Origin of the sequence: Streptomyces sp. NPDC006691, assembly GCF_042869955.1 — a bacterium.
Lineage (GTDB): Bacteria > Actinomycetota > Actinomycetes > Streptomycetales > Streptomycetaceae > Streptomyces.
In genome coordinates, this window is record NZ_JBIAGW010000002.1 from 136,632 (window position 1) to 148,894 (window position 12,263).

The 12,263-nt window shown below is 71.5% G+C and carries 10 protein-coding genes; 7 read left to right on the plus strand and 3 right to left on the minus strand.

The window, feature by feature from the left end; genetic code table 11:
* Nucleotides 1-110: 110 nt before the first annotated feature.
* Nucleotides 111-1,325: a helix-turn-helix domain-containing protein gene (locus tag ACFYNP_RS04140; protein ID WP_388403569.1), complete on the plus strand. Its 1,215-nt coding sequence runs from the start codon at nucleotides 111-113 to the stop codon at nucleotides 1,323-1,325.
* 498 nt (nucleotides 1,326-1,823) lie between these two features.
* On the opposite strand, the gene ACFYNP_RS04145 is transcribed toward ACFYNP_RS04140, so the two are convergent.
* Nucleotides 1,824-3,005 (minus strand): magnesium and cobalt transport protein CorA, encoded by a 1,182-nt coding sequence (locus tag ACFYNP_RS04145; RefSeq protein WP_388782442.1) that lies wholly within the window; start codon nucleotides 3,003-3,005, stop codon nucleotides 1,824-1,826.
* Nucleotides 3,006-3,258: 253 nt separating this feature from the next.
* Here ACFYNP_RS04145 and ACFYNP_RS04150 point away from each other — a divergent pair, with 253 nt between their 5' ends.
* Nucleotides 3,259-4,410 carry a winged helix DNA-binding domain-containing protein gene (locus tag ACFYNP_RS04150; protein WP_388782445.1) on the plus strand — a complete coding sequence of 384 codons (1,152 nt, stop codon included), beginning with the start codon at nucleotides 3,259-3,261 and terminating at the stop codon, nucleotides 4,408-4,410.
* 129 nt (nucleotides 4,411-4,539) lie between these two features.
* Here the strand turns inward: ACFYNP_RS04150 and ACFYNP_RS04155 are convergent, their stop codons facing one another.
* Nucleotides 4,540-4,983, minus strand: coding sequence for an SAV_915 family protein (locus ACFYNP_RS04155; protein WP_388782448.1), 444 nt, complete (start codon nucleotides 4,981-4,983; stop codon nucleotides 4,540-4,542).
* Nucleotides 4,984-5,370: 387 nt separating this feature from the next.
* The gene (locus tag ACFYNP_RS04160) at nucleotides 5,371-6,030 is read right to left on the minus strand and encodes a LysE family translocator (protein ID WP_388403580.1); all 660 of its coding nucleotides are present in this window, start codon (nucleotides 6,028-6,030) and stop codon (nucleotides 5,371-5,373) included.
* An 88-nt stretch (nucleotides 6,031-6,118) separates the two neighbouring features.
* Between ACFYNP_RS04160 and ACFYNP_RS04165 the strand changes: the two genes are divergently transcribed.
* The 5 genes from ACFYNP_RS04165 (at nucleotide 6,119) to ACFYNP_RS04185 (ending at nucleotide 12,257) form a co-directional block, all read left to right on the plus strand.
* Nucleotides 6,119-7,018 (plus strand): LysR substrate-binding domain-containing protein, encoded by a 900-nt coding sequence (locus tag ACFYNP_RS04165; RefSeq protein ID WP_388782451.1) that lies wholly within the window; start codon nucleotides 6,119-6,121, stop codon nucleotides 7,016-7,018.
* A 137-nt stretch (nucleotides 7,019-7,155) separates the two neighbouring features.
* Nucleotides 7,156-7,338 (plus strand): 4-oxalocrotonate tautomerase DmpI, encoded by a 183-nt coding sequence (gene dmpI / locus ACFYNP_RS04170; RefSeq protein ID WP_388403584.1) that lies wholly within the window; start codon nucleotides 7,156-7,158, stop codon nucleotides 7,336-7,338.
* Between the two features lie 298 nt (nucleotides 7,339-7,636).
* Nucleotides 7,637-9,178, plus strand: a complete 1,542-nt coding sequence (locus ACFYNP_RS04175) for an AMP-binding protein (RefSeq protein WP_388782454.1) — start codon at nucleotides 7,637-7,639, stop codon at nucleotides 9,176-9,178.
* 96 nt (nucleotides 9,179-9,274) lie between these two features.
* Nucleotides 9,275-10,588 carry an MFS transporter gene (locus tag ACFYNP_RS04180; protein ID WP_388782457.1) on the plus strand — a complete coding sequence of 438 codons (1,314 nt, stop codon included), beginning with the start codon at nucleotides 9,275-9,277 and terminating at the stop codon, nucleotides 10,586-10,588.
* Between the two features lie 61 nt (nucleotides 10,589-10,649).
* Nucleotides 10,650-12,257, plus strand: a complete 1,608-nt coding sequence (locus ACFYNP_RS04185) for an AMP-binding protein (protein ID WP_388782460.1) — start codon at nucleotides 10,650-10,652, stop codon at nucleotides 12,255-12,257.
* Nucleotides 12,258-12,263 lie beyond the last annotated feature (6 nt).

Consider the following 12,263-nt stretch of genomic DNA (forward strand, 5'->3'; position numbering starts at 1 on the left):
TGACACCACTCGCCCAGCGCGAATTCACTCCCTGTTTGACTTGCCAGGCACCTGATTGACAACATTGCCAGTCAGGGAGGGGGACACGGACACGAGCCTGGGGACGAGACATGCTGACGCAACCCTCATTCGGCCGCCGACTGAAGCAACTCCGGCAGCAGCGCGGGAAGACCCAGTCGGACCTCACCGGCCCCGGCATGTCCTCCGCTTACCTATCGCGCCTCGAATCGGGCGCACGCCCCCCCACTGAGCGCGCCGTCGCCATCCTCGCGGAACGCCTCGGCGTGCCGGCCGGCGCCTTCGAGACGACGGATCCCTCGGGCCTGGTGGACGTCCTGGCCGCGGTGCTCGTGGTCGGCGACGAGTCGGGCCATGCCCGGCGGATGCTGGAGTCGGCGCTCTCCGGCGCCGAGCACGTGGACGTGGGCTTGCAGTGGCAGGCCCATGCCCACCTGGCCAGACTCCTCACGGCCGACGGCGAGCGGTCCGAGGCGCGCACCACGCTGACCAAGTTGGCGGCGCTCTCGGACGAGCTCGGCCACGCCGTGCTGCGTGTCTACTCGCGCCTGCACCTCGCCCGCGTCCAGCGCGACCTGGGCGAGGCCGACTCGGCCCGGATCACCGCGCTCGAAGCGCTTCGCATCGGCAGCGAGGACTCCCTCGACAACGACGACATGCTCCGATGCCGCCTGTTGCTCGCCTCAGTGACAGCCGAACTCGGGGACCTCGCCGAGGCCTCCCGCATCAGCGAGGAGGCCTGCGCCCGAGTCGGCGGCCAGACCGGCGCGCTGGCGGCCCAGGCCCTATGGACCGCCGCGACGGTCTCGACCCGAAGGGGCAACTACGAGCTGTCCGCCTCCTTCCTGGAGCGGGCGATGAGCGCACTGTCCAGCCGCGATGACCTGCTCCTGTGGATGCGCCTGCGCCACGCCGCCGCGGCGCTGGCCCTGCAGGCACTGCCGCCCGCCCCCGACAAGGCGCAGCGCTACCTGGACGAGACCCGCCCCGCCCTGGAACTCATCGGCACGGCGCAGCACCAGCAGGAGTGCGCCTTCCTGCACGCCCAACTCGCCTACGTGCGAGGTGAGTACGAGGAGGCCGACCGCCACTGCGAACAGGCCGCCACCGAGAAGGTTCGGCTCAACTTCCGGGACCGGATCCGCTTGGAGATGCTCAAGGCGCAGATCCGCGTCAAACAGTCCGACCCGACGGCCCGCGCGCGCCTCTACGCCCTGGCAGCCGAGGCGCAGGACCGAGGCATGCTCGACCTCACCGCCGAGATATGGCGCGCAGCCTGCCTTGGGGACCGACAAGACAGCCAGTGACGCCCAGCACTTGATCTTGCCTCGCTCTCCTACGGCCGACGTCGATCCGCCGCCGCGGCAGAGCCCGGCACACGGCCTGCCCGGTCAACCGAGGCGTCCGCGGCCCAGACGCCGTCACGGCCGCAGCACTTCAGGCGGCGCAGGTTCGGCGAACGGCCCAGGGTTCGCCGGCCGCTGCGCACGCCGAGTGCGGGAGTGTCCAGCGACTGGCCCTGCCTCGCATTCGGTGGTGCCGGAGAGTGCTGCTGTTCGAGGAGGACGCGGTGCCGGAGCAGGGTGAAGCCTGCTCGTCCGCGCAGGTGGCGCGCGATCCGTCCGGTCTTGATGGTGAAGCCCTCACCACCCGCCGAGCCCGCGGACACCTCGTTGCGGCGGAAGAGCCGCAGTCAGACCCCGGTCCTCGACCTCGGCGTGATCACGGTGGCTGCACCGGGATCCAGCACGACGGCCATGGTGTCGTCATTGCTCTTGGCTACGACCCTCGCGTCGCGGTCCGGTCTACAGCCACCGCCGCCGCTTGAAGATGAAGTACAGGCTGACGCACACCACCGCCATGAGCAGGATCGCGAACGGATACCCGAAGCCCCAGCCCAGCTCGGGCATGTTCTCGAAGTTCATGCCGTAGATCGTTCCCACCAACGTGGGTGCGAAGAGGATGGCCGCCCACGAGGAGATCTTCTTGATCTCCTCGTTCTGTTCGAAGCCCGCTTCCGCCAACGCTCGCATTTCCGCGTTCTGTTGCTGGGTCACGAGGGTCGCGTTGACCGTGAGGATCTCCGTCAGGGCCTGGCGGAAGCCGTCCACCCGTTCGCTGATGTGGGTGACGTGGTCCGCGACATCGCGGAGATAGCGCTGGAGTTCCTCCTCCGTGCCGTACTTGGCGAAGCCCGCCATCAGGGCGTGCAGCATGCCGACCAGGGGGCGCGTCGCACGTTGGAACTCGACCATCTCCCGGGAGAGTTCGTAGATGCGGCGCGAGACCTCGGGGTCGCCGCGGAAGACTTCCGTCTCGATCTCGTCGATGTCGTTCTGCACGCCCGCCACGACCGGGGCGTAACCGTCCACCACAGCGTCCAGGATCGCGTACAGGACCGCTTCCGGGCCCAGGGCCAGCAGGTCGGGGTCCTCCTCCATGCGGCGTCGGACCGCCGAGAGGTCGGGGGCGGCGCCATGGCGGACGGTGATGACGAAGTCCCGGCCCACGAAGACGTGGAGTTCACCGAAGTCCACCTCCTCCGGGGCGTCGAGATAGCGGGCCGCGCGCAGCACGACGAAGAGGGTGTCGCCGTAGCGCTCCAGTTTTGGGCGCTGATGTGCTTCGAGCGCGTCCTCCACCGCCAGCTCGTGGAGGTCGAACTCGGCTGCCAGGGAAAGGAGTTCGGACTCGGAGGGGCGTTGCAGGCCGATCCACGCCATGCCCTCGGGCGTCTCGCGCAGACGGCGGAACGTCTCGGCGAGGGTGTCGTGGGAGGCGATGTGGCGCCCGTCGCGGTACAGGGCCGACTGCACGACGCTGCCGCTCCTGCCGTGCCCGGCGGGTACGCCACCGTCGGCCGGCCTCGCGCTGCCCTCGGTGCGTGGCGCGGGCTCAGTGCTCGCCTGGGCGTCGGCGACACCGGGTTGCCTGCGCCACGCGTGCTTCTTCGGCGGCCGCGCGGGGCGGTCCCTTCGGTCGGGCACGTTCTCGCCTCCCGCTCTGCGGCCAGCCGCAAGGGCTGTCGAACCTCGGTCCGTACCCCTCGGAATCCCCGGGCAAGAGCCGCGGGATACCTTCGGAATGCTCTCGGAGCAGGATATACGGCTCAAATCGCACCAGCCCGAGGTACCGCTCCCGCTTGCTGCTCCCGGCCTGCTGCTCCGGCCCCTGCTTCCGCGCGCTTCCGGTCGCCCCAAGCGGACAGGAACTGGCCGCAATGCTCGGTACCGTGCCCGTATGGCCTCGAAGACCGGCACCAGCTCCGCGCCCCCGCTCTCGCGCCGCGCGCTCAACCGCGCCACCCTCGACCGCCAGCTCCTGCTGCGGCGCAGCGACGCGCTCTCGGTCAAGGATGCCGTCGGCCACCTCCTCGGTCTCCAGGCGCAGAACGTGAAGCCGCCCTACTTCGCCCTGTGGTCGCGGCTCGCCGGGTTCCGCCCGGAAGCGCTCTCAGAGCTGATGGCGGCACGCGACGTGGTGCGGATCGTCACGCTGCGGTCCACCCTGCACACCCACACCGCCGACGACGCGCTCACCCTGCGCCCGCTGGTCCAGGCTGCCCGGGACCGGGAGCTGAACGCCTTCCGCAAGGGCCTGGTGGGGGTGGAAACGGACCGGCTCGGCGCGATCGTACGAGCGCTCGTGGAGGAGCGGCCGCACACCATGAGGGAGCTGCGCGATGCGCTCCTGAAGGAGTGGCCGGACGCCGACCCGTTCGCGCTCTCGGTCGCCGCCCGCTGCGTCCTGCCGCTGGTCCAGGTGCCCCCGCGCGGGATGTGGGGACGCAGTGGGCAGGTCTCGCTCACCACGGTCGAGCACTGGCTCGGCCGCGCGCCCGGGCCGGTACCGGAGCCCGACGAGACGGTGCTGCGCTACCTCGGCGCCTTCGGCCCCGCCTCGGTCAAGGACATGCAGACCTGGGCGGGGGTCACCCGGCTCGGGGCCGTCTTCGAGCGGCTGCGACCCCGGCTCGCGGTGTTCCGGGACGAGAGCGGGGTCGAGCTCTTCGACCTGCCGGACGCCGCCCGGCCCGACGAGGACACGCCGGCTCCGCCCCGCTTCCTGCCCGAGTTCGACAATCTGCTGCTCGCGCACGCCGACCGCACCCGCGTGATTCCCGCCGAGTACAAGGGGCGAAGCTGGACCGGCAACCAGGCCCACTGCGCCCTTCTCGTCGACGGCTTCCTCGCCGGGATCTGGCGGATCGACGAGCGCGAGGGCGGGGGCGACGGCGGGGGTGCGGGTGCGCTGCTCACCGTGCAGGCGTTCGGCACGCTGGGGAAAGGCGTGCGTGCCGCAGTGGCCGAGGAAGGCGCGCGGCTGCTCGCCGACATGACCTCGGCCACCTCGTACGACGTACGGTTCGCGGAGTTCGCGGCCGGGCGATAGACAGCCCGACAGCCCGACAGCCCGACAGCCCGACAGCCCGACAGCCCGACAGCCCGACAGCCCGGCAGCCCGGCAGCCCGGCGCCGACGGCTCGGTCGGCCGGACTGGCCGACGGGGCCGTGCGTGGAGCTAGTGGCTCAGTGCGTGGTCCCGGCGGGCGCACAGTGGCGGGGTCTGGCCGTGGCGCCTGCGGGGGACGGGTGGGGCGAGCAGCGGGTCGACGGTCACCCGGTCGACGCCCAGCGGGGCCGAGAGCGCTCTCAGGGCGGGTTCGGCGAGCCGGATCCACCGCTGGTCGCGGCCGAGGACGGCGTGCAGACGGTCCGGGCTGGTGAAACCGACGGCGGTGCGCGTGCCGAACTCGTCGCGCAGGAAACGCAGTTGGTGTCCTCCGGCAGAGCCGAGCCGAACCGGCACGTAGAGCGGCCCTGCCGGGCGGAGTTCTTCGGGGTCGGCGTCCTCGATGGTGAGGCTGTCCATGGTGTCCTCCGGTGCGGAAGTGCGGATGCCGTAAGCGTCATACGCCCGTACGCCCGAAGTTATGCCCCCGCCGTCGTGCCGGTCTTCCGTCATGACGGGGCATTGACCCCACTGCCGCCGATTTTGACGCGCTCCTGTCGCAGGTCGGCCCGGACGGGTCGGCCGAGCGGCCGGCGGTGGCCCCGTCCGGCGATTTCATCCCACCGGGTGGCGGCCCAGAGGCAGTCGCCGTACGCCTGTCGCCGTGGGATCACTCGGTACGTCCCTGTTGCCGTACGCCTGTCGCCGTGGGCGACCCGGGCCGCCCCGTGCCGTCGCCGTACGCCCGCCGCCGTGGGCGACTCGGGCAGCCCGTCGTTGCCGCACGGCTCCACGGGCGCACGCCTCACCGCCGCACGTCCGCTCAGCCGCACGTCCGCTCAGCCGCACGTCCGCATGGCCGCACGTCCGCGCGGCCGCCCGCCGTGGTCGCACGGCCGCTCAGGCTGCCCGACCCGTCGCCGCGACCGTCACGCCGAGCCCGATCATCGCGAAGCCGCCCGCGGCGCCGATCAGTGAAAGGCGCCGTTCGGAGCCGGCGAACCAGCCGCGCGCGGCCGCCGCGCCCAGGCCCCACAGGGTGTCCGTGACCAGGCCGATGGTGATGGGGATCAGGCCGAGCAGCAGCATCTGGGACGGCAGATGGCCGGCCGCGTGGTCCACGAACTGCGGCAGCACGGCCGCGAAGAACACGATGCCCTTGGGGTTGGTGACGCCCACCAGGACGCCGTCCGCGACGGTCCGCAGATCGCCGCGGGCCGGCCGGACCGCGGCGGCGACCTCCCCGATGGCCGCCACCCCGAGCCGCATCTCCTTGCGGTGCCGGTACGCCTGCACCCCGAGCAGTACGAGATAGGCGGCGCCCGCCAGCTTCACGGCCAGGAACACCGAAGCGGAACGCGCCACCAACGCGCCGATGCCCAGCGCCACCGCGCACACCAGGACATACGAGCCGAGTGCGTTGCCGAAGACCGTCGCTAGGGCGGTGCGGCGCCCGTGCGCGAGGGCGCGGCCGATCACGAACAGGACGCTGGGGCCCGGGATCGCGATCACTACGAGGGACATTGCCGCGAAGGCGAGACAGCGATCGATCGACACCATGGCCGCCATTGGACAGCACCCATGTGTGCTGCGCCCACACCCGCCCGGGCCGGCCGGACCCCCGAAGGCCCCTGGATACAGTCCGCGTATGGAACTGCGGCAGCTCAGCTACTTCGTCACGGTCGCCGAGGAACTGCACTTCGGCCGGGCCGCGGCGCGGCTGCACATCGTCCAGTCCGCGGTGAGTCAGCAAGTGCGGCGCCTGGAAAGGGAGTTGGGGGCCGATCTGTTCGACCGGTCGCCGCGGTACGTGCGGCTCACGTCGGCGGGGGAGCGGCTGCTCCCCGAGGCCCGCGCGGTTCTCGCCGCCGCCGAGCGGGCCCGTGCCGCGGTCCGGGAGGGGGGAACGCTGCGGATCGGGACCAGTTCCGGGCTCGGCGACCAGCTGGGCCGGGTGCTCGACGCGTTCGCCGGGCTCGCCCCGGGGACCTCCGTCGAGCTCGTCTCCGCGCCGGCGCGCGACCGTCTCGCACAGGTCGCCGACGGGCGGCTCGACGCCGCGTTCGTGCGCTCGCCCGAGCCCGTGCCGGGCCTGCGGATCGTGCCGCTGTGGGAGGACCCGCTGCTCGTGGCCGTCCCCGCGAGCCATCCGCTCGCCGCTCGGGACGAGATCGCGCTCTCGGAACTGGCCGAGCTCCCGCTGTCCCTCACCGCCCGCCGCGACAATCCGGCGCTCGTGGACCTGGTCCTGGGCGCCTGTCACGCGGCGGGCTTCGAGCCGGTGCCGGGGCCGGTCGGCGGCTCGCTCCAGAACACCCTGGCTGCCATCGGGCTCGGCTCGCTGTGGTCCGTGGTCTACGCGGCCCACGCCCGTCAACTGCTCAGCCCCCGCGTCGCCTTCCGCCCTCTGCGCGCCCCCGGCCTCGCCCTGTCCACAGGTCTGGCGGTGGGTGCGGGCCACGCGTCCGCCACCGTGGAACTGCTCCTGAAGGCGTGCGCCACGTCCATGGCGAGCGGCCCCTCACTCCCGGTGGCGCCCTCGCCCTGACCAGCGACGATCACCAACCCTGATCGCTGCGGTCGCGGTCTGCCCCTTGGTCGGACGGCACGGATCCGATGGACTGAGGTCACGCCGGTGAGCGACCCGGAAAGGCCGGGAAGCCGCCGCCGACAGAGGAGTTGGCCATGCCCATCGTCACCATTCAGCAGGGTCCCCGCGACGTCGAGCTCAAGCGCGAGCTGGTCAAGCGGGTCACGGATGCCTTCGTCGACGCGTACCGGATCCCGGCCGAGACCGTCCAGGTGTGGATCCACGAGGTCCCCAAGGACAGCTGGGGCGCGGCCGGCACGCTCACCGCCGACAAGTAGCGCTGCGCGCAGGCGTGTTCGCCAGCGCCGGGCCGGGCCCGGGCTGTCCGTACGGGGGTCGGACGGCCCGGTGTGACCCGCTCGGCACGGCATCCGCCGCGCGGCCGGGCCGAGCGTCACCACCGTCGGTGCACGCCGTCGCGCCCCCTGCGCTGCGGCGGCTGGGCCGAGTGAGAGGGGGGGCGGGGGAGCGGTCACCGCAGGTCGATTCGGGGTTTCGGGCGCTGCGAGCGCCGGGAGGTACCAGAATCCCCCTCTGACAGGTGATGCCGATCTTGCGACCCAGGAGTGAAGAGCGATGCGGATTCCGATGACGGTCTCGGACTTCCTCGACCGGGCGGAGCTGGGGTTCTCCGCCGCCACCGGTGTGGTCGACGAGCCGGATCAGCCGGGCCCGCCGGTGCCCGGCCTGACGTATGGGCGACTCGCCGAGCGGGTGCGTGCCTGGCAGGCGGGGTTCGACGCGCTGGGCGTCGGCGAGGGCGAACGCGTGGCGGTGGTCAGCCACAACTCGGCGCGCATGCTGGAGCTGCTGTTCGCGGTGCCGATGAGCGGCCGGATCTGTGTGCCGGTCAACTTCCGCCTCAAGCCGGAGGAGATCGAGTACGTGGTGCGCCAGAGCGGGGCCTCGGTCCTGCTCGTCGACCCGGAGCTCGACGTGGCGCTGTCCGCCGTGAAGGCGCGCCACCGGTTCGTTCTGGGGGAGGAGACCGACTCCGCCCTGATGCGGTTCGGCGTGGAGCCGCGCGCCTGGTCGAACCCGGACGAGGACGCCACGGCCACGATCAACTACACCTCCGGAACCACCGCCCGCCCCAAGGGAGTTCAGCTGACGCACCGCAACATCTGGGTCAACGGCCTGACGTTCGGGCTGCACACCCGGGTCTGGGAGGGTGACGTCTATCTGCACACCCTGCCGATGTTCCACTGCAACGGATGGGGCATGCCGTATGTGATGGCCGGTCTCGGCGTGAAGCAGGTGGTGCTGCGCAAGGTCGACGGCACCGAGATCCTGCGGCGGGTCGAGGAGCACGGGGTCACCCTGATGTGCGGAGCGCCCGCGGTGTGGAACATGGTCCTGGACGCGGCGGCGTCGTGGCGCGGCGAGATCCCGGGCCGCGACCGGGTCCGCGTCGTCTGCGCCGGGGCACCCCCGCCGAGCCGGACGATCCAGCGCCTCGACGAGGAACTGGGCTGGGAGTTCACCCAGATCTACGGCCTGACCGAGACCTCCCCGCTGCTCACCGTGAACCGCACCCGGGCCGCCGACGCCGGGCTCCCCACCGAGGAGCGGGCGCGCAGACTGTCCAGGGCCGGTGTGCCGGCGCTCGGGGTGCGGCTGAAGGTGTCGGACTCCGGGGAGGTGCTCGCCCGCTCCAACGTGGTGCTCGACGGGTACTGGGAGAAGCCGGAGGAGACCGAGGCGGCCCTTGCGGACGGCTGGTTCCACACCGGTGACGGCGGCACGATCGACGAGGGCGACGGCACCCTGACGATCTCCGACCGCAAGAAGGACGTCATCATCACGGGCGGCGAGAACGTCTCCTCGATCGAGGTGGAGGACACGATCTTCAGCCACCCGGCGGTGGCCGAGGTCGCCGTCATCGGTGTGCCGCACGACAAGTGGGGCGAGACGATCAAGGCGCTCGTCGTCCTGACGGAGGGCGCGGACGTCACCGAGGCCGAGCTCATCGCGTACTGCAAGGAGCACTTGGCCCGGTACAAGGCGCCGACCTCCGTCGAGTTCCGCGAGGCCATCCCGCGTACGGCCACCGGAAAGATCCAGAAGTTCAAGCTCCGCGAGCCGTACTGGGCCGGGCTCGACCGCGGGGTCAACTGACGTAGGAGGGAGCCGTGCCGGGGCGCGGGTGAGTGACCGAGGTCACGCCCGCTCCTTTTGACCTTGACATTGGTGTGAGGGTTCGAGCATGCGTCCATGTCTTTCACCAAGAAGTCAGTCGTCGAGGCGTCAACTCGCTCTGCTGCCAGCCCGGTTGGAGATCCCAGGGTGTCCGCGGGCGGTGGCGGCGCCGACGGCCGGAAGCTTCCCCTGCTCGCCCTCCTGGCGCTGGCCACGGCCGTCTTCGTCACCAGCCTGACCGAGACCCTGCCCGCAGGACTGCTGCCCGCGATGGGCGCGGACCTGCGGGTCGGCGAGTCCGCCGCCGGACAGACGGTCACGGTCTACGCCGTCGGAACGGCGCTGACCGCGATCCCGCTCACCGCCGCGACCGCGGCCTGGCGGCGCAAGCGGCTGCTCCTGGTGTCGATGGCGGGGTTCGCCGTGGCGAACACCGTGACCGCGCTCTCGGGGAACTATCCCCTCACGATGGCCGCCCGGTTCCTCGCCGGTGTCGCCGCGGGTCTCGCCTGGGCCGTCCTGGCCGGATACGCGCGCCGGCTGGCCCCCGGGCACCTCCAGGGCAGGGCGATCGCCATCGCCATGGCCGGCGTTCCCGTCGCCCTGTCGCTCGGCGTCCCGGCCGGAACCCTCCTGGGCAGGGCCGCCAACTGGCAGGTGGCCTTCCTCGTGATGACCGGCCTGACCATGGCCCTGCTCGGCTGGATCGCCGCGGCCGTGCCGGACCGGCCCGGCCAGGAACGCGGCGGCCGGGCGCCGATGACCGCGGCCCTGAAGGTGCCCGGGGTTGCGCCCGTCCTGTTCGTCACGCTGGTCTTCGTGCTGGCCCACACCATCCTCTACACGTTCATCGCGACCTTCCTCGACGATCTCGGCATGGCCGGTTCCACCGACCTCGTACTCCTGGTGTTCGGCGCGGCCTCGCTGCTGAGCATCTGGGTGGTGGGTGCGCAGATCGGCCGACGGCTGCGGACCCTGACCCTCGCGAGCACCGTACTCGTCGCCGTCGCGGCCGCCGCCCTCGCCGTGCTCTCCGGCAGTCCCCTCACGGTGTACGTCGCCGTCGGCCTGTGGGGGCTCGGCTGGGGCGGTGTTCCGACGCTGTTGCAGACCGCGGTGGGCGACGCGGGCGGCGAGCGGGCGGACGCCGCGCAAGCCATGCTGGTCACGCTCTGGAACGTGGCGATGGCCGGCGGCGGCGTTGTCGGCGGCCTCCTCCTGAGCCTCCTCGGCCCGGCCTCGTTCCCCTGGAGCGTCCTGGCCCTGCTGGCACCCGTCCTGCTCGTGGTCCTGGCCGCCCGGACCCATGGATTTCCCGCCAGGGTTCCCGCCCCGCGCGGGGACGCCGTCCGGGCGAACCGATTCGATCTTCCCCGTGCGGAACGCTAGGCAGGTCAGGGGCGGTCGGGGCATCCTGGGAGCCACGGCTGAGGAAGTGAGGCGCGCTGCGATGGTGACGGACTCGTACGCCCACGGGGTGAGCGGTACCGCCCTGCTCGGCGACACGATCGGCGGCAATCTGGACCGCGCGGTCCAGGCGTACGGGGAGCGCGAGGCACTGGTCGACGCCGGGTCGGGGCGGCGCTGGACGTACGCCCGATTCGGCTCGGACGTCGACCAGTTGGCGTGTGCGCTGCTCGCCGCCGGGGTCGCCAAGGGGGACCGCGTCGGCATCTGGGCGGTGAACTGCCCGGAGTGGGTCCTGGTCCAGTACGCGACCGCGCGGATCGGCGCGGTGATGGTCAACATCAACCCGGCCTACCGCGTCCACGAGTTGGAATACGTGCTGCGGCAGGCCGGTGTGTCGGTGCTGTTCGCCTCGCTGGCCCACAAGACGAGTGACTACCGGGCCATGGTCGGGCAAGTGCGTTCCCAGTGTCCCGAGTTGAGGCGCGTGGTCTTCTTCGGGGACCCGGGGTGGGACCGGCTGATGGAGGAGGGATCAGGGTATTCGCGCGCCGAACTCACTACTCGTCAGGCGCAGTTGTCCTGCGACGACGCGGTCAACATCCAGTACACCTCGGGCACCACGGGCTTCCCGAAGGGAGCCACTCTCTCCCATCACAACATCCTCAACAACGGTTATTTCGTGGGGGAGTTGCTCGCCTACACCGAGGCGGACCGGATCTGCGTGCCGGTCCCGTTCTACCACTGCTTCGGCATGGTGATGGGCAACCTCGCGGCCACTTCGCACGGCGCCTGCATCGTGATCCCGGCACCGTCCTTCGACCCGGCGGCGACCCTGCGGGCCGTGCAGGAGGAGCGCTGCACCTCGCTGTACGGGGTGCCGACCATGTTCATCGCCGAGCTGAACCTGCCCGGCTTCGCCTCGTACGACCTCACCTCGCTGCGCACCGGGATCATGGCGGGCTCGCCGTGCCCGGCCGAGGTGATGAAGCGGGTGGTCGCCGAGATGCACATGGCCGAGGTGTCCATCTGCTACGGCATGACCGAGACGTCCCCCGTCTCCACCCAGACGCGCGCCGACGACGACCTGGAGCGGCGCACCGGCACGGTCGGCCGGGTCATGCCGCACGTCGAGGTGAAGATCGTCGATCCCGCGGGCGGCGTCACCGTACCGCGCGGCGAGGCGGGCGAGCTGTGCACCCGCGGCTACAGCGTGATGCTGGGCTACTGGGACGAGCCGGAGCGGACCGCCGAGACGATCGACGCGGGACGCTGGATGCACACCGGCGACCTCGCGGTGATGCGCGAGGACGGCTATGTCGAGATCGTCGGCCGCATCAAGGACATGATCATCCGTGGGGGCGAGAACGTGTACCCGAGGGAGATCGAGGAGTTCCTGTACCGACACCCCAAGATCGCCGACGTGCAGGTGGTGGGCGTCCCGGACGAGCGGTACGGCGAGGAGATCCTGGCCTGTGTCATCCCCCGGGACCCGGCCGATCCGCCCACCCTGGACGAGCTGAGCGCGTACTGCCGCGAGCGGCTCGCGCACTACAAGATCCCCCGTCGTCTGCGGATCCTCGACGCCTTCCCCATGACGGTCAGCGGGAAGGTCCGCAAGGTGGAGCTGCGGGAGGGCTACGGGGCCTGAGGGCGC